The following is a 23358-nucleotide window of genomic DNA, read 5'->3' on the forward strand; positions in this document are numbered from 1 at the left end:
TCTGTCAGCTTAATTCACAGAACACATAGAGGTCTTGAAGCAAATGAAGAAAGTGGGTCTGGTAGGATGGCGGGGCATGGTAGGCTCCGTTTTGATGCAGCGCATGCAAGAAGAGAACGATTTCGCGCACATCGATCCGATATTCTTCACCACATCCCAGGTTGGTCAGGCGGCGCCTGACTTTGGCAAACCCGCGCCAGCGTTAAAAGACGCTACCTCCATTCAAGACCTGAGTGAAATGGACATTATTATTTCCTGCCAGGGCGGGGATTACACCAATGACGTGTATCCGCAATTGCGCGCCGCCGGCTGGAACGGATATTGGATCGACGCCGCCTCCGCTTTACGTATGAAAGACGATGCGGTCATCGTACTGGACCCGGTTAACCGTAAAGTTATCGATCGCGCGATCGATCAGGGACGCAAAGATTTCATTGGCGGCAACTGCACTGTCAGCTTGATGTTGCTGGCCCTGGGCGGTTTGTTTGAACAGGATCTGGTGGAGTGGGTCAGCCCGATGACCTATCAGGCGGCCTCCGGCGCAGGCGCGCAGAACATGCGCGAACTGATCAAACAGATGGGTTCCGTTTACGATAGCGTTTCTGCCGAACTGGCTGATCCCGCCAGCTCCATTCTGGAAATCGATCGTCTGGTGGCGGAGAGAATGCGTGGCGGCGAATTCCCTGTGGATCAGTTCGGCGTACCGTTGGCCGGCAGCCTGATTCCCTGGATCGACAAGCCGATGCCTTCCGGTCAGAGCAAAGAAGAGTGGAAGGCGCAGGCGGAAGCCAACAAAATTCTGGGCAGAGAAGGGGCGCCGATTCCTATCGATGGCCTCTGCGTACGTATCGGCGCCATGCGCTGCCACAGCCAGGCGATGACGATCAAGCTGCGTAAGGATGTTCCTCTGCCGGAAATCGAACAGATGCTGGCCACGTCCAACGATTGGGCGAAGGTTATTCCTAACGACCGTGACATCTCCATGCGTGAGCTGACCCCGGCGCGGGTCAACGGCGGCCTGGATATTCCGGTGGGTCGCCTCCGTAAGCTGAGTATGGGGCCGGATTACCTGGGCGCCTTCACTGTCGGCGATCAGTTATTGTGGGGCGCAGCCGAGCCGTTACGTCGCACGCTGGCGATTTTGCTGGGTAATATCTGACCTTAGGGTTTTGCGACGGCGCCGGTTTTTTGACGCAATCGACGCCGTTAAATCTGGAAAAATTTGCATTCGTCGTTACAATACCGTTCAAGTGAAAGGCTTATTCCGATTCACTTGAGCGGTAATCCCGCCTGACTCGGACGGAGTTATCAGTTTCCGAATAACTACCTCCGCCTTTGTTGCTCATTTCCATCTCTGGACTAAATTTAAGTGTGTGCCGGCCGATACGGCTTTTTAGCGCAAGCGCTTATGATTCATTATCCGTTTCCAGAGTGGGGGAAGTGATTGATCTGCCTGCAAATTGATCAACCGGACGGGCTTGTATTAAAAATCATCCGTTTGGCCGTTTTGAATAGGCCTAATTTCTTGTAAAAATGCAGGACCTAATTAATACTTAGTAGCAATATTGAAAGTTTATTCTAAACATTCTCAATCAACTGAGATTTTTAACGACATTTGACGCCGTCAGATAACCTCGGGCAGCGCCGGAAGCATCGGCGCGCCACCTGATGAGGTGAAGAATTAATAGAAAGGAAAGACGCTATGGTTCGCAAACTCGCGATTGCAGTATTAACAATGTCCGCGCTTTCATCGGGGGTGGCTAAGGCGCTAGGGTTAGGCGAAGCAAAAGTTTATTCATCGCTCAATCAGCCGCTGAATGCGGAAATCGAGTTGGTCAGCGTTCGCGATCTTACCGAGAGCGAAATTTTGACGAATCTGGCCTCCCGGGAAGCGTTCCAACGCGCCAACCTGGACCGGGTGTATTTCCTTTCGGATTTGCGCTTCAAAGTTTTATTTAAAGACGGCAAGGCTTTTGTTCGAGTCACCAGCTCCAAGCCGGTGCGCGAGCCTTATCTCAACTTCCTGATGGAAGTGACCTGGCCCAGCGGAAGACTGTTGCGTGAGTACGCGCTGCTGATCGATCCGCCTACGTTTAGCAGCGAGAGTGTGAAGCCTGCGCAGGTTGCGCCGGCCCGAACCACCACCGCCAGTGCGCCTGCTACGACAACGCGTCCTTCCACTTCAACGACCACTACCCGAACAACCGCTCCTTCCTCTTCGTCCACCTATGATGCGCCTTCTACTGCCGGCTCTTATGGACCGACAGGCGGTGATGACACTTTGTGGGAGATAGCGCTGAAAACCCGTCCGGACAGTAGCGTGTCTCCGCAGCAGATGATGTTGGCGATTCAAGACTTGAATCCGGACGCTTTCTTCGACAGTAATATCAACAAGCTTAAATCCGGTCAGGTATTGCGTATTCCTGACATCGAGCAAATCCAGCAGCGCAGCAATCGCGACGCAGTGCGTCAGGTCAGCCTGCAAAACCGTGAGTTTGCGGAAGGACGCGCGCCTTCCACCCGTCAGGTGGATGCGTCAGGAACCGGTCGCAGCCAGACTGGCTCCGCAGCGTCGCAAACCGACGAAGACAAGTTGAGAATTATTGTCGCCAAAACCGGCGAGAATGCTTCCACAACGCCTGAGCAGGCGGGTGAATCCAGCGGCTCACGCGGCGGCACGTCGAAAACCGCAGAAGAGTTGAGCCTGGCTCAAGAGAAGCTGGATCAGGTTTCTCGTGAGAATGAGGATCTGAAGAGCCGGATGGAAGATCTGCAGAGTCAGTTAGAGACAATGCAGCGCTTGGTGTCGCTGAAAGATGATCAGTTGGCGGCCTTGCAATCGAAAGTGGGCGAAACCGGCGGCGATACCACTGCGCCGACGCTCCCTGAAGAGCCTGTCATGCCAGGAGACGAAGGCATGATCCCCGGGGAAGAGCCCATGACGCCAGGCGAGCCTTCACTGGGCTTGGGCGATGAGCCGTCCACGATGGGTGAGGGGACGCCAATGTCCCCTGGAATGGATACCCCGGAAGATCAGACCGGCATGACTGCGCCGGACACGCCTGAGCCTGTTGCGCCAGTCACGCCGACTGAGCCTGAGCAGCCCCCTGTAGTGGTTGACAAAAAACCGCCGGTAACGCCAGCGGTCACCGAACCGACTCCGCAGCCCGAGCCGGAAAGCTGGATCGACATCATCAAGAACAACGTGATTTACCAGGCCGCTATTGGCGGCGGCGCAGTATTGTTGCTGTTGATCCTGTGGCTGTTGGCCCGTCGCGGCGGCAAAAAAGAAGCGGCGGCGGATGATGAGGCTCTGGATATCGCAGACCACGATAATCTGGCGCTGGACCTGGATATCGAAGCGGAAGACGGCGAAGGCGAAACCAAAGTCGGCGGCGATGATCCTATCGCGGAAGCAGATGTTTACATCGCGTATCAGCGTTTCGACCAGGCGGTGCAAGTGCTTGACTCCGCACTGGAAGAAAATCCCAACAATCAGGAATACCGGCTGAAACTGTTGGAAGTGTTGGGCGAAGCCAAAGAAGGCGCGCGCTTCAATGAGACCTATAACCATCTGCGCGAGGCTGGCAATGCTGGCGTCGTGAACCGCGCGGATGAAATCAAATCCCGTTTCGCGGATCTGGATGACGAGCCAGGTTTGTCTCTGGACGATCTGGAGAGCCAGCTGCTGGGCGGAGACGACTTTGCGTCTTCAACCGCTGACGAAGAGGAGTTGGATCTTGACCTCGACGCGAATTTGGACGCCACTGTGCCCAATCGGCCTTCTGCGCTGAGCGAGCCTGAAGAACTGGAGTCAGTTGAAGAGGCCGAAGATAATCTGGATATCGACTTTGATCTGAGTGAAATCGATCTGGGCGAAACCGACAAGGAAGAGGTGGATGAAGCAAAATCCTCTTCCGGTTATGACAAAGGCATTGATTATGTATCCAGCAAGCCGGCTGCGGAGGAGACCTTAGAGGATTCTTTCGAGACAGCGGATGATTCTCTCGAATCCCTGGAGGAAGAAGGGTTTGAGCTGGCGGACGTCGAGGAGCTGGAGTCAGATTTTGAACTGGATACAGTGGGCCTGGATGACGACCTGGAGGCGCTGGATCTGGAGAGCGACCTCAGCGATGAGTTGCTGGATATGGACGCGCCCGCTGAAAGCGACGAGCTGGACGAAAGCCTTGATCTGGATATGACTTTGGAAGAGGAAGAGCCATCTCTGGACTTGGATGACAGCGACTTGGATTTGTCTCTCGACGAACAGCCGGCGCAAAGCAAAGATTTCGCAGGCGCTGAGTTATCCAACGATGTGGCGGAAGAATTCGTGCAGCAGGTCGATAATCTGGAAGATGAGCTGCCAGACTTGAGCGCCTCCTTTGAGGAAGAGCCGAAGGCGGATGTCGCCGCAGAGCTGGATTCGGATCTGGACTTCAATCTGGATGATGATTTTGGCGACAAGACCATTGTGCAGCCGCAAGAGCCTGCGCCAAGCGTAGTGGCCGAATCGAAGCCAGCAGTCAAAGAAGGCATGCAGGATGAATTCGTGGAGGAATTGGAAGAGGATTTCAACTTCCTGTCCGACACTGACGAAGCCGCCACCAAGCTGGATCTGGCCAGAGCCTATATCGACATGGGCGACCGTGAAGGGGCTCGCGACATCCTGGAGGAGGTTGTCGAAGAAGGCAACAATGATCAGAAGCAGGAAGCCGCTTCCTTGCTGAAGAGACTTGCATAATTCCGCTACTTTTCAATAATGCTGCCCTCAAGTATTGAGGGCGGCTTATGAATCCAACCAGTTCGAACCAGTCATTGTATCCACTTTCCAACGATCTCCTGCCGGATACCGGGCGCGTTGCGCTGGTGTTGGGCTATGACGGCTCCCGTTATCACGGCTGGCAGGCGCAAAACTCTGGCGTGCCCTCCGTGCAGGCGGAAGTAGAGTCTGCTTTAGCAAAAGTCGCGGACCATCCTGTTAGCGTAGTATGCGCCGGGCGCACCGATGCAGGCGTTCATGCGGTGAATCAAGTGGTTCACTTCGAGACGAAGGCGTTGCGCAGCCCGTATTCCTGGGCGATGGGCGTTAACCACTTCCTGCCGGCGGATGTGTCTGTGAGCTGGGCGGGCGCGGTACCTGAAGACTTTCATGCCCGTTATACCGCCACGTCCCGTAGCTACCGCTACGTCATTTATAACCATCCGATTCGACCCGCATGGCTCAATAACAGCGTCACCTGGAACTACCGTCCTCTCGATGTGGAAAGTATGTCCGCCGCTGGCGCGCATCTGATCGGAGAGAATGACTTCAGCGCCTTTCGCGGCTCCGACTGCCAATCTAAGTCGCCTTTTCGCAATCTAACCCGTCTTGAAGTGAGCAGGTTTGGCGACATGGTTGTGATAGAGGTGGAGGCGAACGCGTTTCTACATCACATGGTGCGCAACATTTCAGGCACCTTGATGGCGGTGGGAACGGGCAAGAAGCCGTCGGACTGGGTGGCGGACGTTCTCGCTTCCAAAAAGCGCTCAAAAGCCGGGGTGACGGCGCCGCCCTTTGGGTTGTACCTGACTTCGGTTACCTATCCGGAAACGTTTGCGATACCATCGTTGCGGAAAGGGCCGTTTTTTCTCGGCGCCTGATTTCCTCGATTTCCCGAAGCCGCTTTAACTCGCTATAATCCCAAGCCTGTTTGTTTATGCGCCGCCGAATCGCTGATACGAAACTTTTCCGGAAAAACGAAAAACAGCATAAAAAGGAAGAGATAAAATGACTGCCCGCAACAAGCGCGTCCGCTGCAAAATCTGCGGCATCCTTGAGCTGGAGCATGCGCTGGCGGTGTCCGACGCCGGCGGCGACGCCATTGGATTTGTTTTTTATCCGCCCAGTCCCCGATACATTGATCCCGCCGCAGCCAGCCGCATTATCGCCAAGCTGCCTCCCTTCATTACTACTGTTGGCCTCTTCGTCAATCATAGTGCGGAGCAGGTGAGGGAGATTTTGAATGTCGTCCCTCTTGATGTGTTGCAGTTTCATGGCAACGAAGACAACGATTTTTGTCGCAGCTTTTCCCGTCCTTTCTACAAAGCCATTGGCGTGGGCGATGAGACGGATGTGGTTGCGGAGGCGGCCAAGTATCCAGATGCGGCGGCCTTACTGTTTGATACCCATGACCCGCAGTTACGCGGCGGGACCGGAAGAGTGTTCGACTGGTCTCGCATTCGTCATGAGCTGGGCAAGCCGGTGATTCTCGCCGGCGGCCTCAATCCGACCAATGTGGCGGAAGCTATTCGCACCGTCAGGCCCTACGCCGTCGATGTCAGCGGCGGCGTTGAAGCAAGCAAGGGCGTGAAGAGCATTGAATTAATCCAGGAATTTATAGGTGAGGTATATCGTGAGTACGAGGTTTGATGCTGAAACGCTGGCCAATATTCCGGACCATCGCGGCCACTTTGGTCATTACGGCGGCCGATTCGTATCCGAGACGCTCATGTCTTCGCTGTTGGAGCTGGAACGGCATTACGAAAAACTGCGTATCGACCCCAAGTTTCAGGAAGAGTTCGACGCGGATCTGGCTGATTACGTAGGCCGACCTTCTCCTTTGTATTTTGCGGAGCGTCTGACCAAACAGGTTGGCGGCGCTAAAATTTATCTGAAGCGGGAAGACCTCAACCATACCGGCGCCCATAAGGTAAACAACACCATTGGTCAGGCGTTGCTGGCGAAATACCTCGGTAAGCCGCGCATCATCGCCGAAACCGGCGCAGGCCAGCATGGCGTCGCCACGGCGACCGTCGCAGCGAGACTGGGATTGAAGTGCGTGGTCTATATGGGGGAAGAGGATGTGCATAGGCAGTCTTTGAATGTCTACCGCATGAAGCTTTTAGGCGCTGAAGTGCGCCCCGTCACCAGCGGCACGAAGACCCTCAAGGATGCGATGAACGAAGCCCTGCGGGATTGGGTCACCTACGTCGACGACACTTTCTACATCATTGGTACGGTGGCGGGTCCGCACCCTTATCCTAAGCTGGTGCGGGAGTTCCAGTCCATTATTGGCCGCGAAGCGCGCCTGCAGTGCATGGAGAAAGAGGGGCGGCTTCCAGATGCACTGGTGGCCTGCGTGGGCGGTGGCTCTAACGCTATCGGCTTGTTTTATCCTTTCATCGCGGATGAGCAGATCAAAATGTACGGCGTTGAAGCCGGCGGGCTTGGCCTGGAGACCGGTCAGCACGCCGCGCCGCTTTGCGCGGGGCGTCCCGGCGTATTACATGGCAACCGTACTTATCTGATGGAAGATGAAAACGGCCAGATTTCCGCGACGCATTCTATTTCCGCGGGACTCGACTACCCGGGCGTCGGTCCTGAGCATGCCTGGCTCAAAGACATCAAGCGCGCGGATTATGTTGCGGCAACTGACGAAGAGGCGCTGCGCGCTTTTCATACCCTGACTCGGGTGGAGGGCATTATGCCTGCGCTGGAATCCAGTCATGCGGTGGCTTACGCCATGAAGCTCGCCAAGACCATGGATAAAGACCAGATCATTATCGTCAACTTGTCCGGGCGCGGCGATAAAGACATCCATACTGTGGCCAAGCTTGACGGAATTGAAATTTAAAAAGGGTATGACATGAGCCGAATTAAGCAATGCCTGGAGACATTAAAGGCGAACAACAAAACCGCGCTGATTCCCTATGTGACCGCAGGCGATCCTGCGCCGCAGCATACTGTCGCTATCATGCACGCCTTGGTTGAGTCGGGCGCTGACATCATCGAATTAGGCGTGCCGTTTTCCGACCCCATGGCGGACGGCCCCGTGATTCAGCTGGCCTGTGAGCGCGCCCTGGAGCACGGGACCTCCCTGAGAATGGTGTTGGGCATGGTGGAGGAGTTCCGCAAGACCAACACTGAGACGCCTGTCGTACTGATGGGTTATTTGAATCCGGTGGAAGCCATGGGCGTGCATCCGTTTACCGACGCAGCCAAGGCGGCGGGCGTGGATGGCGTATTGCTCGTGGACTTGCCGCCGGAAGAAGCGGACATGGCGGCGCCGCACCTGAAAAGGGCGGGGTTGGATGTTATCTTTCTGATCGCTCCAACCACTACAGAGGACCGTATCGCCGCCGCTGCGAAATTCGGCAGCGGATATTTATATTATGTGTCGTTGAAAGGAGTGACTGGCTCTAATGCTCTGGACATTGACGATGTGGAGAAGCATGTCAACGCCATCAAGGCTCTGACCGACATGCCTGTCGGCGTGGGCTTCGGCATCAAAGACGCGGCCACGGCGAAAGCAGTGTCGGCAGTATCCGATGGTGTAATTGTCGGTAGCGCACTTGTGAATACAATAGCGACTAATGCTGAAAATCCTGAGCAAATGCGCGCCAAGGTAAAAGAGCTGCTTAGCTCCATGCGCGCCGCTATGGACGAATAAACAAGTGAGTAGGGTTTAATATGAGTAACTGGTTAGAAAAAATTATTCCGGGAATGGGGGGAGCTCAGTCGAAGCACAAGAGTAACGTTCCCGAAGGCTTGTGGAAAAAGTGCCCTAAGTGCAGCGCCGTACTCTATCGCCCTGAATTGGAGAAAAACCTGGATGTGTGCCCGAAATGCCAGCATCACATGCGCATATCCGCACGCAGGCGTATCGACATTTTCCTGGACGGCGCCGACAGGATGGAAATCGCCCCTGAGCTGGAGCCGGCGGATCGTCTGAAATTCAAAGACACCAAACGCTATAAAGATCGCCTGGTCAGCAACCAGAAAGCGACGGGTGAGAAAGACGCTCTGGTGGCCTTTAAGGGAACTGTCGCCGGCGTGCCGGTTGTGGCGGTGGCGTTTGAGTTCAACTTCCTGGGCGGCTCCATGGGCGCTGTGGTAGGCGAGAAATTCGTTCGCGCAGTGAATGTCTGTCTGGAAGAAAACCGCGCCCTGATCTGCTTCTCCGCCAGTGGCGGCGCGCGTATGCAAGAGGCGCTGATCTCTCTGATGCAGATGGCGAAAACCGCAGCGGCGCTGGAAGTGATGAAGCAGCGCGGTCTGCCGTACATCTCGGTGATGACCGACCCCGTGTTCGGCGGCGTATCCGCCAGTCTCGCCATGCTGGGCGATCTGAATGTGGCCGAGCCCAATGCGCTGATTGGCTTCGCGGGTCCTCGCGTTATTGAGCAGACCGTGCGTGAAAAGTTGCCTGAAGGCTTCCAGCGCAGTGAATTCCTGCTGGAGCATGGCGCGCTGGATATGATTCTTTCCCGTAATCAATTGCGCCGCAGACTATCGATGCTCATCTCCAAGATGATGAAGCTGCCAGAGCCTGAATTTGAAAACGAAGAAGAACTTGAAGAAGAGGAAATGGAAAGGCCCGAGCCGCCAGATAACGTAGAATAATCGGCCTCAAGCCTGATATCGGATCTCTAAGCGTAGATAAGGAATATGGAACCTCGAAGACTGTCTGACTGGCTTGACTATGTTTCGCAACTGCATAGTCAAGTTATCGAAATGGGGCTGGACCGCGTCAATGACGTATTCCGCCGACTTTGTCGCAACGCCAGGCTGGCGAAAACCGTCGTAACTATTGCGGGAACCAACGGCAAGGGGTCTACGTTGGCGGCGGTAGAGGCGCTTGCGCTCGCTGCTGGTAAAACTGTCGGCGCTTACACCTCGCCCCATATTCTACGTTTTAACGAGCGCGTGCGCATTAATGGCGTTGATGTCAGCGATGAGGCGCTTGAGGCGGCGTTCGCCGCCGTCGAATCGGCCCGCGGTCAAACGGCGCTGACCTATTTCGAGTTCACCACTCTGGTGGGCTTCTATTTATTCCAGCAAGCCAGGCTGGATTTGGTTCTGCTGGAAGTCGGCCTGGGCGGACGCCTGGATGCGGTTAACATTGTTGATCCGGATTTGGCGGTGATCACCAGCGTGGATCTGGATCATCAGGAATGGCTGGGTGAGTCCCGTGAAGACATCGGTCGTGAAAAGGCCGGTATTCTGAGGCCGGGCATCCCTCTGATCATTGCCGAAGAGGCTCCGCCTACCAGTGTGGTGGACGTGGCTGGGAAACTGGGCTGCGCAACCTTCATCTGGCGTCAGGACTTTACTCTCGAGCGCACTGGCGACGCGTCGCAAGCCTTGCAATGGCGTGGTCGCCGCAAGCATGCGGACATTGTTGTTGACGGCCTGAGTGATAATGGCCTGCCTATGGCCAATATGGCGGCGGCGATGCAGGTCGCCATGCTGCTCGACTTTCCACTGTCTGAATCCCAGGTCGCCGCTGTAATCGCCGGCGTCAAAGTTCCGGGACGGTTCCAGTTGCTGCGCCGTGACCCAGAGGTATACGCCGATGTGGGGCATAACCCTCACGCCGCGCGCTATCTCAAGCAATGGCTGGGTGGATTGCCAGTTAAGAAGCCGCAAATCGCGGTGTTTTCTGCACTGAAAGATAAAGATGTGGCGGGTATCGTAAAAGAGCTTGCTGGCGTATTCGACCGCTGGATTGTCTTTCCTCTCAATGTGGATCGGGCTATGCCGCTGGCGCAACTGGCGGAACTGGTCGAACGGAACCAATCGGCGCCGCTGCAAACCTGTGCTTCCTTATCGGAGTGTCTGGCCCAGGCGACATCCGAAGCGGGTTCAGATGGGCGCATTGTCGCTTTCGGTTCTTTTTTCACCGTAGCGGAAATTTTTCAAAACGGTATGATGGGAACCGATGAGGGAGACGGCGGCTAAGCGGATCGTCTCCACAGTCTTTTAATCCATTTGGTTTTTTCCATCATGATTTCTATTTACAGTCTCAAGGTTTTTCTATGGATGGATTAAAGCAGCGTATTGTCGGCGCTATTGTGCTGGTGTCTCTGGCGGTCATATTTCTGCCCATGTTGTTTGATAACGCGCAGCAGGAAAAGACATCTCAGATTATTATCATTCCTGATAAGCCGGAAACGCCCAATTTCACTATCGAAGAAGCAAAAGCGCCGCAACTAAGCACAGGCGACGCCAACGCTGAATCGCCGACGCAGTCGGCAAATGCGCAGACCGGCGATTCCGTTGCCGACGAAGCTTCCAGGATTTCCGGTTCCGCAGAAGAGATCGCCCAAGAGGCGGCGATTGCGGAGATGCCTCAAATGAACGAATCTAAACCAGCGACTTCTGTACCGGAGCCGGCTCAGGAAAAAGTCGTAGAGACGAAGCCTGAACCTAAGCCAGAGCCAAAACCAGCGGTGAAGAAGGAAGAGAAGCCTGTCACGACGGTAGCTGCGGCGACTCCTGCAGCCAGCGTCAAGAGCGAGACCAAAGAAGCGCCTAAAGATTACAGTCTTGATAAGGACAAGTCTCCCGCCGCATGGTCGATCCAGATCGGCACCTTCAAGAATCGCGACAGCGCTTTGAAAATCCGCAACGAGCTACATGGCGACGGCCATCCTGCATTTACTCAGGAATACCGCAGTTCAGAAGGCGAAAACCTGGTCAGAGTTTTCGCTGGGCCAGTCATGGAGCGCAGTCAGGCGGACAAGCTAAAGAGTCAGGTGGACAAGCGCTACAAAGTCAACTCTCTCGTTGTGCTATATCGCCCAGGGCAATAGTCCGCCGCGACAAAGCATTAGTTTTTCTATACCCTCCTTTTTGCTAGAATGATGCGCCCTCGAAATACGGGGGCTAATTACGCTGTTTCCAGGATGCTATGATGATTTGGGCCGATTGGGTCATTATTGGAATTATTGGTTTATCCACGGTAGTCAGCCTGGTCAGAGGCTTCGTCAAAGAGGCGCTTTCTCTGGTTACCTGGGTTCTCGCATTTATTGTGGCGCGCATGTTTTATGTGCATTTGGCCACGCTGCTGGAAGGGCTTATCTCCGTACCTTCCGTCAGGCTGATCGCAGCCTTTGTCATACTTTTCATTGTGACGCTCATCATCGGCGCGTTACTGAACCATTTGATTTCCGCATTGGTGAAGTCCACAGGCCTGTCCGGTACCGATCGTACCCTGGGTATGGCGTTTGGAATGATCCGGGGCGTGGTGTTGGTTGTCGTGGTCGTGGCGCTGTTGCGACTGACTCCCGTCGTACAGGACCCTTGGTGGTCGGAATCGACCTTAATTCCCCATTTTGAAAAACTGGAAGCTTGGTCGCGGTCGGTCTTCGGAGACCCCATAGCGTCTATGCTTACATAAAACGCTTAAATTTTGCGCGAGATTCAAAGACGAGGTAACCATACATGTGCGGTATTGTTGGTATTGTGGGTAAAGCGAATGTTAATCAGGACCTTTACGACGCACTCACCGTGTTACAACATCGTGGCCAGGACGCCGCGGGAATCGTTACCTTCCAGGACGACCGTTTTTTCCTGAGAAAGGACAACGGTCTTGTGCGCGACGTGTTCCGCACCCGTCATATGATGCGTCTGGTTGGCAACGTGGGCATCGGCCATGTTCGCTATCCCACGGCGGGTTCTTCCAGTTCTGCGGAAGCCCAGCCTTTTTATGTGAATTCTCCTTACGGCATTACGCTGGCTCATAACGGCAACCTCACTAATGCGGAAGAGTTGGCGCGCGATATCTTTCGCACCGACCTGCGCCACGTCAACACCAGCTCCGACTCTGAAGTGCTCCTGAATATTTTCGCTCATGAGCTGCAGAAACTGGGCAAACTGGTGCCGGAAAAAGACGACGTGTTTGCGGCGGTCAAAGCTGTTCATAAACGCGTGAAAGGCGCCTACGCCGTCATCGCCATGATTACCGGCTATGGCATTGTCGCGTTCCGTGACCCCAACGGTATTCGTCCAGCCTGCTTCGGCAAGCGCGAGACTGCGAAGGGACCGGAGTACATGATCGCCTCCGAAAGCGTGGCGCTCAGCGCGCTGGGCTTCGAGCTGCAACGGGACATCGCCCCGGGCGAAGCGGTATACGTCGAGACCGACGGCAGTCTGCACACGCAACAGTGCGCGGAAAATCCGAAACTGAACCCCTGTATTTTCGAGTACGTGTACTTCGCCAGACCCGATTCCATCATGGACGGCATTTCCGTCTACAAGGCGCGTTTGCGCATGGGGGATCACCTGGCCGAGAAGATCCATCGTCTGCGGCCAGATCATGACATTGATGTGGTGATGCCGATTCCCGACACCAGCCGCACTTCCGCCATGCAAATGGCGTTAAGTCTGGGAGTGAAATACCGGGAAGGCTTTATCAAGAACCGCTACATTGGTCGCACTTTTATCATGCCGGGCCAAAACCAGCGTAAGAAGTCCGTGCGCCAGAAGCTGAATCCGATTGCCTTGGAATTCCGCGGCAAGAACGTGCTGTTGGTGGATGACTCCATCGTGCGCGGCACCACCTGTCGTGAAATCGTGCAGATGGCCCGGGACGCCGGCGCCAAGAAAGTCTATTTCGCCTCTGCGGCGCCGGCGGTGCGCTATCCCAACGTGTATGGCATCGACATGCCTTCCGCCAACGAGTTGATCGCTCACGGCCGTACGACGGAAGAGGTGCAGGAATTGATTGGCGCGGATTGGCTGGTGTATCAGGACCTGGAAGACTTGGTGTCTTGTGCTCTGGAAGGTAATCCGAATATAGAAAAATTCGATTGCTCTGTGTTCGACGGCGACTATGTGACTGGCGATGTGAATGACGAGTATCTCCAGCGACTGGAGGCTATCCGCAATGACAGCAGCAAGTCCAAGCGTGAGCAGGAACTGATGATGGCGCAAGCGCCCCTGGACCTGCACAACGACAACTGATCGCTTGTGCACGACGCCGGTCGCATACCGGCGTCAGTCGCTCTACTGTCTATTTAGTTTTACTACGATCTATTCGGTCGCACTACTGTCCATGCTGCGGTCAATTCAATAGACTGCACGGAACAACACTATTGCGCCGGATAGGGGAGGGCGCTCACTTGCTCTCCTCAGGCGGTCCCACTTCTTATCCAGGAACAAACGATGTCAGGCAGAAAAACTGAAACCCGTGAGCTTCTGTTGCCCCCGGAGGTAGACTGGCGCGACGCCACGCAAGCGATTCGCGCGGGACAGATCCGCACTCAGGAGCAAGAGCATGCGGAAGTGATTTATCCCACTTCCAGCTACGTTTTCAAGTCGGCGGCGGAAGCTGCCGCGACGTTCGCCGGCGATAATCCCGGTAATGTCTATTCGCGCTACACCAATCCCACCGTGCGCATGTTTGAAGAGCGTCTGGCGGCGCTGGAAGGGGCGGAAAACTGTGTGGCGACTGCTTCCGGCATGGCGGCGATTGTGTCCGCCTGCATGGCCCTGCTGAAAAGCGGCGACCATGTGATCTGCTCCCGTAACGTATTCGGCACGACTCACGCCGTGTTCGATAAATACATGAAAAAGTTCGGCGTGGAGACCACTTTTGTCCCACTCACGGATATGGAAGGCTGGCGGGCGGCGGTGAAGCCCAATACCCGCTTGCTGTTTATCGAGACGCCGTCCAATCCCTTGAATGAAGTGGCGGATATCGCGAGCCTGGCGCAATTGGCGCACGCCAATGGGGCTTTGCTGGCGGTGGACAATTGTTTCTGTACGCCAGTGCTGCAAAAACCGCTGAGCCTGGGGGCGGATTTAGTCATTCATTCGGCGACTAAGTATCTGGACGGCCAGGGGCGTTGCCTGGGCGGCGCGGTGGTAGGCGATAAGGCTTTAACGTCAGAAGTGCTGGCGTTCTTGCGCTCCGGCGGTTTCACGATGAGCCCCTTCAACGCCTGGGTGTTTCTGAAGGGCCTGGAGACGCTGCCAATCCGGATGAAGGCGCATTGTGAGAACGGCATGAAAGTCGCGCAGTGGCTGAATGAACAAAGCTGGGTGGAGACTGTTCACTACTGCGGACTGCCTGACCATCCCGGACATGAATTGGCCACCCGACAGCAGAAGGGATATGGCGGCGTACTGTCCTTCAGAGTTAAAGGCGGAAGAGAGCAGGCCTGGGCGTTTATCGACAACACCAAGTGGATCTCCATCACTGCTAACTTGGGAGACGTTAAGTCCACGATGACGCATCCGGCGACCACCACTCACGGGCGTCTTTCCGATGATGACAAAGCGTTGGCGGGCATTTCCGAGAATCTGATTCGTCTCTGCGTGGGGCTGGAGGATTTTGAGGATATTCGCGACGATCTGCTGGCCGGCGCAGCGGCGTTGGGCGCTTGATTTCGACCGCCGGGGCGGCTCAAAGCCCTGGCGTTTTCCGTCTGATCCCGCCTGACATGACCCACAGCCTGTCGAAAAATGCATCTCCCGCCAATCTGAGCTAGAATAAAATCAATATAAACAAATAGATAGGGCGCAATTTTAATTTTTGGCGTTAAATTCTATTAATGCGCGGTTAAGCTGGGTTCACCTAGACTCCCGGCTTGTGTACACTACTGAATATTTAGCCAGCTAAAATCCTTATGCCAGCAGATATAGAAGACAACAGAGCGAAACGCTACCTGGAGCAAGGGGTCCGCGAGGGCGTGCTTATCGCTTGTGTTACCATCGCCGTTTATCTGGTGTTGGCCCTGGTCTCGTACAATCCATCAGACCCTGGCTGGACCAGCACGGGGCAGCATTCTCAAGTGGTCAATTACGCTGGGCGCGTCGGCGCCTGGATTTCCGATGTATTGCTGTATTTCTTCGGTTACGTTGCGTATTTATTCCCCTTTCTGTTTGTTCTGCGTTCGGTGCAACTGTTCCGTCAACGTCATATGCGTCATCCCATTAATTGGTGGATGGTGGTTATACGCGTCGTTGGGTTGATCGTTCTTGTCCTGTCCACCTGTTCGCTGCTGACCATGTATTCCGTGAGCGGCCTGAATTCCAGCTCTGGCGGTATTGTCGGCGCGGAAGTCGCCGGGATGGCCGTTGACACGTTCAACATTATTGGCAGCACGCTGGTATGGGTGGCGCTGTCTTTATTTGGTTTCAGCATCGCCACCGGTTTGTCCTGGCTTAAGATCATGGACTGGGTCGGCGCCAGGACTCTGGCGTTGTTCCGTCGCATCGGCGAAGAGTTTTCGTCTGCGAAAGCGAAGATGGGAGAGCGTGCGGAAGCTCGTCGTGAAGAGAAAGTCAGATTAGAAGCCGAGGCTCCGCCTCCCAAGCCTAAAAAGGCGAAACGGGAAACGAAAGACTTCGACGATGAAGACGATCGGATTCCGTTGCTGGACTCTCGGGTAAACGTCCCTGAAGAACAAGAGACCAAGAAACGCTCTCTACTGGGATTCGGCAAAAAGAAAGCCGAGGCCAAGGTTGAGCCCAGTCTGGGCGACACCATGGACGTGGATAGCGATACGCCTGCGGATAAGAAGATCAAGATCCTGCCGTTCCAGAAAGAAGCGGGGGGCGATAGCAAGCGGGCCAAGCGCGCGTCTCAGCCTTCGCTGTTTAACTTTGCGGAAGGCCCGTTGCCGTCACTGAATCTGCTTGATCCGCCCGAATCTTCCAAGAAAGGCGGTTACTCGCCTGAGGTGCTGGAAAATATGTCGCGCCTGCTGGAAGTGAAGTTGAACGACTTTGGCGTCGTCGCCGAGGTTGTGGAGGTGAATCCCGGTCCGGTTATCACCCGGTTTGAAATCCAGCCGGCGCCTGGCGTCAAAGTCAGTCGCATCAGCAATCTGGCCAAGGACCTTGCCCGTTCACTGGCGGTGATCAGCGTGCGCGTAGTGGAAGTCATTCCCGGCAAATCCGTGGTGGGCATTGAAATTCCCAATGAAAACCGGGACATCGTGCGGTTGCGCGAAGTGCTGTCTTCCAAAGCCTACGATGATTCCAGCTCGCCCCTGTCATTGGGACTGGGCAACGATATTGCGGGTAATCCGGTCGTCGCCAATCTGGCGAAAATGCCGCACTTGCTGGTGGCGGGCACCACAGGCTCCGGTAAGTCCGTGGGCGTGAACGCCATGTTGATCAGTATGCTATACAAGGCGACGCCTGAAGAGCTGCGGTTGATTATGATCGACCCCAAAATGTTGGAGCTGTCCATCTACGACGGTATTCCCCATCTGCTCACGCCAGTAGTGACGGACATGAAAGAAGCCGCCAATGCGCTGCGTTGGTGTGTGGGGGAAATGGAGCGTCGTTATCGTCTCATGGCTGCGATGGGGGTGAGGAATATCGCTGGCTTTAACAAGGTCGTGAAGGACGCTATCACTGCTGGCGAGCCCATTCGCGACCCGCTGTGGAAGCCGGGCGACAATGCGCTGGAAGAAGAGCCGCCGATGCTGACCACGCTGCCCTTCGTGGTGGTGGTCGTGGACGAATTCGCTGATATGATGATGATCGTCGGCAAAAAAGTGGAAGAGTTGATCGCCCGTATCGCCCAAAAAGCGCGGGCGGCGGGAATTCATTTGATTCTGGCGACCCAGCGTCCGTCAGTGGACGTCATTACCGGCCTGATCAAAGCCAACGTGCCAACCCGTATGGCGTTTCAGGTGTCGTCCAAGATCGACTCCCGTACTATTTTGGATCAAGGCGGCGCCGAGCAGCTGCTGGGGCACGGCGACATGCTGTATTTGCCTCCGGGTACCGGTTTGCCTATCCGCGTCCATGGCGCTTTTGTCGACGATGATGAAGTGCATCGCGTGGTGGATGACTGGAAACAGCGGGGCGAGCCTGACTACCTTGATGAAATTCTCGACGGCGCCACCGATAGCGAGTTTGTCGCCAGCTTCGATGGCGGCGGCGACAATAACAATGGCACGGAAAAAGACGACCTGTTCGATCAGGCTGTGGCGTTTGTGACGGAAAGTCGCAAGGCGTCCATATCCGCGGTGCAGCGTCGTCTGAAAATAGGTTACAACAGGGCGGCCAATCTGGTGGACGCGATGGAATCGGCGGGCGTCATCTCGTCAGCCGGCCATAACGGCTCCCGGGAAGTTTTGGCTCCACCTCCTCCTAGAGATTGATATCCATGAAATTATTGAAACTACTCTCCGTGGCGGCGTTGAGCGCCGCCAGTATGATGGCGAATGCGGCGGGCGTGGATGCGCTCTCCGGTCTTTTAAAAAATGTAGAAACCTTTACCGCCAATTTCACCCAAACGATGCGTTCTCAAAGCGGGCAGGTGTTGCAGGAAGTAACCGGCACTTTGAAGGCCAAGCGCCCGGGATTGTTCTTCTGGAAAACCAGGGCTCCATTGGAGCAGACCATCGTGACGGACGGTCAACAGGTTTGGATCTACGATCCGGATCTGGAGCAGGTCACTATTCAGCACCTGTCGCAGCAACTTTCCAACACCCCGGCGCTGCTGCTTAGCGGAGAAGTCGGAAAGATTGATGAACAGTATCAGGTCGAGCAGCAACCGGAATCTCAGCCGGGGCAGGTGGATTTCCTGCTGCGTCCAAAAGGCGTTGACTCTCTGTTCGACACGCTGCAACTGAGCTTTGTCAATGATCAGCTGGTGAGTATGAAGCTGAAGGACTCTCTTGGTCAGCAAACCAGTCTTTTTTTCACTGCGGTTTCAGTCAATCAAACTATCAGCGAAAAAGCGTTTCACTTTGAGATTCCCGATGGCGTAGACGTTATCCGGGAGGCGCCTTGACGCTAAACCTGTTTGAATCGGAAGAACGCCGTCGGAGTGCGCAGTATGCGCCTCTGGCGGCGCGAATGCGTCCCCGCGTTATTGATGAGTATATTGGGCAGACGCATCTGCTGGATGCAGATAAACCGTTACGCAAGGCGCTGGAGCGCGATCAACTGCACTCGGTTATATTCTGGGGGCCGCCTGGAGTAGGCAAAACCTCTCTCGCCCGGCTGGTGGCGGGATACACCGGCGCAGAATTTATAACCTTGTCCGCCGTACAAAGCGGGGTCAAGGAAATCCGAGAGGTCAGCCAGCGCGCCCGCGCGAATTCACAAAGCGGACGCAAAACCATTGTGTTCGTGGACGAAGTCCATCGTTTCAACAAATCCCAGCAAGACGCCTTTCTTCCTTACGTCGAGGAGGGCGCTTTTGTGTTTATCGGCGCCACCACGGAAAACCCCTCTTTTGAGCTGAATAACGCCTTGTTGTCGCGGGCGCGGGTGTATCCGCTAAAGCCGCTCACTATTGATGATTTAACGGCGCTATTGCAGCGAGCCCTGTCCGATGCGGAAAACGGCTTGGGGCAAACATCCTGGAGCTATGACGCCGACCTGTTGCGGATGATCGCGGAAGCCGCCAACGGCGATGCGAGACAGGCGCTGAACATACTTGAAACCATGTCTGATCTGGCGGACCCGGGCGAGCAGGGTGGGATTCTCTCGCGTGAGCTTCTGGCGTCGGTAATGCAGGTTTCACTAAAACGCTTCGACAAAGGCGGAGATGCGTTCTACGATCAGATCTCCGCATTGCACAAATCCGTGCGCGGCTCCAACCCTGACGGCGCCCTGTATTGGTTCGCCCGTATGCTGAACGGGGGCTGCGATCCTTTGTACGTCGCCCGCCGTGTGGTGCGGATGGCAAGCGAGGATATCGGCAACGCCGATCCGCGGGGTTTGGATCTCGCGCTTTCTGCCTGGGACGTGCAAGAGCGCCTGGGCTCTCCGGAAGGGGAGCTGGCGATTGCGCAGGCGATTGTTTATCTGGCGTGCGCGCCGAAGAGCAATGCGGTCTATAGCGCGTTTAACGCCGCGATGAAATTGGCGGCGGAATCGCCGGATTATCCAGTTCCCGTTCATTTACGCAATGCGCCGACCAAGTTGATGAAGGAAATGGGCTACGGCAAAGAATACCGTTATGCTCATGACGAACCCGGAGCCTATGCGGCCGGCGAGACGTATTTGCCCGAAGAGCTGGACGGCTTGCGTCTGTACCACCCGGTGGAGCGGGGACTGGAAAGCAAAGTTAAGGAAAAGCTGGAATACCTGCGGAGTCTGGACGAAGCGTATCAGAACCGCTCCTGAATCACCTGAAATCTGTCCGTGATCATTATGAGCGTCCCCCATCTTGTGTATGTTGCTCTTGGCGGCGCGCTTGGCGCCGTCAGCCGGTATTTAATCGTGGCCTGGGTCAGTAACGTAGCAGGCGCCAAATTTCCCTGGGGCACGCTGGCGGTCAATCTGCTTGGCTCTTTTCTTCTCGGGACGGCTTTTGTGTATGTGGTGGAGAAACTGCATGGACAACCCGAGCTGCGATCTTTGATAATGGTGGGTTTTTTAGGGGCGTTGACCACGTTTTCCACCTTTTCGCTGGAAGCCTGGAGCCTGATGCAAAGCGATCAGCTATTGCAAGGCCTCGCCTATATTTTAATGAGCGTTATACTATGCCTCTTCGCCGTGAGCGCAGGTATCGCTCTGACCCGGCTTATTCTTTGATTTAAAAATTACTGGATGAATTCATGTTAGATCCAAAATTGCTTCGCAACAGCCTGGATGAAGTGGCTGCCAGACTAAAGACCAAACGCTATGACCTGGACGTGGATGCGTTCAGTCAATTAGAAGAGCGGCGCAAGTCCGTTCAGGTCCGTACTGAGGAACTGCAGAGCGAGCGCAACAGTAAGTCGAAGAATATCGGCATGATGATCAAGCAGGGCCAGGACCCGCAGCCCCTGAAAGACGAAGTGGCTAAAATCGGCGAACAACTGGAAACCGCCAAAGCGGAGCTGCAGGACATCCAGGACAAGCTGGACGACCTGCTGCAAGGCATTCCCAATCTTCCTGACGCTTCAGTGCCTGAAGGGGCGAGTGAAGACGACAACGTAGAAGTACGCCAATGGGGAAGCGTCCGCGAATTTGATTTCGAGCCCAAGGATCATGTTGATCTTGGCGAGAGCTTGGGCCTGTTGGACTTCAACAGCGGCGCGAAGCTGGCTGGCTCCCGTTTTGTGGTGATGCGCCGCGAACTGGCGAGACTGCACCGTGCGCTGGCCCAGTTCATGCTGGATATTCACACCACTGAGCACGGTTATCAGGAAACCATGACGCCGTTTCTGGTGCATGCGCATGCATTGCAGGGCACCGGACAGCTGCCCAAATTTGAAGCGGACCTGTTTAAAGTGCCGGGCGAGCATGACTTTTATCTGATCCCTACTGCGGAAGTGCCAGTCACCAATTTGGTGCGTGAAGAGATTCTGGACGCCAAAGAGCTGCCTCTGAAAATGACCAGCCATACCCCTTGTTTCCGTAGCGAAGCCGGCAGCTACGGCCGCGATGTGCGTGGAATGATCCGCCAGCACCAGTTTGAGAAAGTGGAGCTGATTCATGTGGTGGCGCCGGAGCAGTCTGATGCAGCTCTGGAAGAGCTGACCGGCAATGCGGAACGAATCCTGCAGTTATTAAACCTGCCGTATCGTGTTGTGGCGCTGTGCGGAGGCGATCTGGGCTTCTCTGCGGCGAAAACCTACGACATCGAAGTCTGGTTGCCGGCGCAGAAAAAATACCGCGAGATTTCTTCTTGCAGCAACTGCCGTGACTTCCAGGCGCGTCGTATGCAGGCGCGGTGGCGTAACCCGGAAACCGGCAAGCCGGAGCTGGTGCATACGCTGAACGGCTCTGGACTGGCGATAGGGCGCACCCTGATCGCGGTGCTGGAGAATTACCAGCAGGCGGACGGCTCCATTTTGGTGCCGGATGTGCTGGAGCCATACATGGGCGGCGTGAAGGTGATCAAATCAGCTAACTGAGGTAATTGATGTCCACACAACTACAGACCTGGGATTTTCTGCCCATATCCATGAATCTACAGGGCAGGGAGTGTCTTGTAGTTGGGGACACCGAGCAGGCGGTGCGAAAAACCGACCTGCTACTACGCGCGGGAGCCAAGGTCCGGCTCCTGGGCGACCCGCATGCGAAAGCGCTCAAGGAGAGCGCTGACGCACTCAACGCTATTACCGTTATCCCAGACCCCTTTCATCCCGATTTGTTGCAGCTGTGCGCGGTTGTCGTCGCTGCGTCCGATTCCGCGATGTTGAATCAGCAGGTGGCGCAAGCCGCCCAGGCGCGCGGGATTCCGGTCAATGTCGTCGAACAGCCGGAATTAAGCAGTTTTATCTTTCCTTCTATTATCGATCGTCATCCGGTGCTGGTATCCGTCACCAGTTCCGGCGGCGCGCCCGTATTGACCCGTTTGTTGCGCAACCGACTTGAGTCGCTGATCCCTCATGGTTTCGGCAGACTGGCGGATTTGGCGATGGAGTTCAGGGATAAGGTTCGGTCTCGTTTTGGTCATATCAATCAACGGCGTCGCTTTTGGGAGTCCGTGTTGGAAGGCGTTGTTTCTGATCTGGTGTTTTGCGGGCGCACGGACAAAGCCAGGGCGATGCTGGATGACATGTTAAGTGGTGAACAGGCGGACGCGATTAAAGATACAGGTGAAGTGTATCTGGTTGGCGCAGGGCCCGGCGATCCGGATTTGCTGACGTTTCGCGCGCTACGCTTGATGCGTCAGGCTGATGTGGTGTTGTACGACCGTCTGGTGTCGCCGCAGATTCTGGATCTGGTGCGCCGGGACGCCAAACGTATCAATGTGGGCAAAGCCCGCTCCAACCATACGCTGCCGCAACAGGAAATCAACGCTATGTTGGTGGAGTTGGCCAAGGAGGGAAAACGGGTGTTGCGTCTTAAAGGCGGCGACCCCTTTATTTTTGGTCGCGGCGGGGAGGAGATCGATCAGTTGGCGGACGCTGGCGTCCCGTTTCAGGTGGTGCCCGGAATTACCGCCGCTTCCGGATGTGCGGCTTACTCCGGTATTCCGCTCACACACAGGGATCATTCACAGTCGGTGCGTTTCGTGACCGGCCATTTGAAGTCCGACACCTGCGACCTGCCATGGCATGAGTTTGTGCAGGATAATCAGACCCTGGTGTTTTACATGGGGCTGGTGGGGCTGCCGATTATCAGTCGTGAGCTGATCGCCCATGGTATGAAGCCGTCAACGCCAATCGCTCTGGTATCCAGGGGGACTCTGCCGGATCAACAGGTGCTGGTGGGCGAGTTGGGCAATATCGCCAAGAAGGTGGAAGAGCAGCAGATTCCTGGCCCAACCATCATTATTATCGGCGATGTCGTGACCTTGCGTGATCGTTTGCGCTGGATGGATTAAATACTGAGTACAGGCTCCGCTGTGTTAGGCGGGGCCTGAGCCGCCTTGATGGGCTCTCAGCGGCTTTCCCCGTTATCCGGACGCCACAAATACGCCTCAAGCTCCTTCCGCACCTCGTTTTCCAGTAATCCCACCACGACGTCTACCCCCGCTTGTTTGAGGATATCAATGCCGGCCCCGCGATTTTTCGGATGAGGGTCGATCATGCCGACATACAAAGTACGTATGTCTCGCTTAACCAGCGCTTGAGCGCCAACACACAACCCACCGGCGGGTTAGGGCGGCAGTGCGCGATGGCTTTTCGGCCTTCCGCGATAGCCAGCCCCATGAAGCGCTCCAGTTCTCTTGTTTCCATTAG

19 protein-coding genes and 2 pseudogenes are annotated in these 23358 nt (G+C 55.4%); 19 read left to right on the plus strand and 2 right to left on the minus strand.

Annotated features, from left to right (window positions below; all coding sequences use genetic code 11):
- Positions 1–43: 43 nt before the first annotated feature.
- From asd to cysG, 19 genes and pseudogenes are all read left to right on the plus strand, one after another.
- A complete protein-coding gene (gene asd / locus HCH_RS11025) occupies positions 44–1159 on the plus strand; it encodes an aspartate-semialdehyde dehydrogenase (RefSeq protein ID WP_011396308.1) in 1116 nt (371 codons plus the stop codon).
- Between the two features lie 543 nt (positions 1160–1702).
- Positions 1703–4741 carry a FimV/HubP family polar landmark protein gene (locus tag HCH_RS11030; RefSeq protein ID WP_011396309.1) on the plus strand — a complete coding sequence of 1013 codons (3039 nt, stop codon included), beginning with the start codon at positions 1703–1705 and terminating at the stop codon, positions 4739–4741.
- Between the two features lie 47 nt (positions 4742–4788).
- Positions 4789–5640, plus strand: a complete 852-nt coding sequence (truA, locus tag HCH_RS11035) for a tRNA pseudouridine(38-40) synthase TruA (protein WP_011396310.1) — start codon at positions 4789–4791, stop codon at positions 5638–5640.
- Between the two features lie 127 nt (positions 5641–5767).
- Positions 5768–6409 (plus strand): phosphoribosylanthranilate isomerase, encoded by a 642-nt coding sequence (locus HCH_RS11040; RefSeq protein ID WP_011396311.1) that lies wholly within the window; start codon positions 5768–5770, stop codon positions 6407–6409.
- Complete coding sequence (gene trpB / locus HCH_RS11045; RefSeq protein WP_041598576.1) at positions 6393–7613, plus strand: tryptophan synthase subunit beta; 1221 nt, start codon at positions 6393–6395, stop codon at positions 7611–7613. Before HCH_RS11040 ends, trpB begins: the two co-directional genes overlap by 17 nt.
- Before the next feature lie 12 nt (positions 7614–7625).
- On the plus strand, positions 7626–8429 hold the full coding sequence (gene trpA / locus HCH_RS11050; protein WP_011396313.1) for a tryptophan synthase subunit alpha: 804 nt from the start codon (positions 7626–7628) through the stop codon (positions 8427–8429).
- A 20-nt stretch (positions 8430–8449) separates the two neighbouring features.
- Positions 8450–9382: an acetyl-CoA carboxylase, carboxyltransferase subunit beta gene (accD, locus tag HCH_RS11055; RefSeq protein ID WP_011396314.1), complete on the plus strand. Its 933-nt coding sequence runs from the start codon at positions 8450–8452 to the stop codon at positions 9380–9382.
- A 45-nt stretch (positions 9383–9427) separates the two neighbouring features.
- Positions 9428–10720: a bifunctional tetrahydrofolate synthase/dihydrofolate synthase gene (gene folC, locus HCH_RS11060; RefSeq protein WP_011396315.1), complete on the plus strand. Its 1293-nt coding sequence runs from the start codon at positions 9428–9430 to the stop codon at positions 10718–10720.
- A gap of 77 nt (positions 10721–10797) precedes the next feature.
- Positions 10798–11574, plus strand: a complete 777-nt coding sequence (locus tag HCH_RS11065; protein WP_011396316.1) for an SPOR domain-containing protein — start codon at positions 10798–10800, stop codon at positions 11572–11574.
- Positions 11575–11672: 98 nt separating this feature from the next.
- Complete coding sequence (locus HCH_RS11070; protein WP_011396317.1) at positions 11673–12161, plus strand: CvpA family protein; 489 nt, start codon at positions 11673–11675, stop codon at positions 12159–12161.
- A gap of 44 nt (positions 12162–12205) precedes the next feature.
- Complete coding sequence (purF, locus tag HCH_RS11075) at positions 12206–13726, plus strand: amidophosphoribosyltransferase (protein ID WP_011396318.1); 1521 nt, start codon at positions 12206–12208, stop codon at positions 13724–13726.
- Between the two features lie 201 nt (positions 13727–13927).
- A complete protein-coding gene (locus HCH_RS11080; protein ID WP_011396319.1) occupies positions 13928–15151 on the plus strand; it encodes an O-succinylhomoserine sulfhydrylase in 1224 nt (407 codons plus the stop codon).
- Positions 15152–15393: 242 nt separating this feature from the next.
- Positions 15394–15894: pseudogene (locus HCH_RS35190) on the plus strand (DNA translocase FtsK 4TM domain-containing protein); the annotation flags it as partial.
- A gap of 408 nt (positions 15895–16302) precedes the next feature.
- Positions 16303–17886, plus strand: a pseudogene (locus tag HCH_RS35195) (DNA translocase FtsK); the annotation flags it as partial.
- A 5-nt stretch (positions 17887–17891) separates the two neighbouring features.
- Positions 17892–18521, plus strand: coding sequence for an outer membrane lipoprotein chaperone LolA (gene lolA, locus HCH_RS11090; protein ID WP_011396322.1), 630 nt, complete (start codon positions 17892–17894; stop codon positions 18519–18521).
- Positions 18518–19864, plus strand: a complete 1347-nt coding sequence (locus HCH_RS11095) for a replication-associated recombination protein A (protein WP_011396323.1) — start codon at positions 18518–18520, stop codon at positions 19862–19864. Before lolA ends, HCH_RS11095 begins: the two co-directional genes overlap by 4 nt.
- 27 nt (positions 19865–19891) lie before the next feature.
- Positions 19892–20275 (plus strand): fluoride efflux transporter CrcB, encoded by a 384-nt coding sequence (gene crcB / locus HCH_RS11100; RefSeq protein WP_011396324.1) that lies wholly within the window; start codon positions 19892–19894, stop codon positions 20273–20275.
- Between the two features lie 23 nt (positions 20276–20298).
- Positions 20299–21582, plus strand: coding sequence for a serine--tRNA ligase (serS, locus tag HCH_RS11105; protein WP_011396325.1), 1284 nt, complete (start codon positions 20299–20301; stop codon positions 21580–21582).
- An 8-nt stretch (positions 21583–21590) separates the two neighbouring features.
- Positions 21591–23000, plus strand: a complete 1410-nt coding sequence (gene cysG / locus HCH_RS11110; RefSeq protein ID WP_011396326.1) for a siroheme synthase CysG — start codon at positions 21591–21593, stop codon at positions 22998–23000.
- Positions 23001–23056: 56 nt separating this feature from the next.
- Here the strand turns inward: cysG and HCH_RS34585 are convergent, their stop codons facing one another.
- A complete protein-coding gene (locus HCH_RS34585) occupies positions 23057–23206 on the minus strand; it encodes a hypothetical protein (RefSeq protein ID WP_202945300.1) in 150 nt (49 codons plus the stop codon).
- On the minus strand, positions 23203–23355 hold the full coding sequence (locus tag HCH_RS34590; RefSeq protein WP_202945301.1) for a hypothetical protein: 153 nt from the start codon (positions 23353–23355) through the stop codon (positions 23203–23205). Before HCH_RS34590 ends, HCH_RS34585 begins: the two co-directional genes overlap by 4 nt.
- Between the last annotated feature and the right edge of the window lie 3 nt (positions 23356–23358).

Origin of the sequence: Hahella chejuensis KCTC 2396, from assembly GCF_000012985.1 — a bacterium.
GTDB lineage: Bacteria > Pseudomonadota > Gammaproteobacteria > Pseudomonadales > Oleiphilaceae > Hahella > Hahella chejuensis.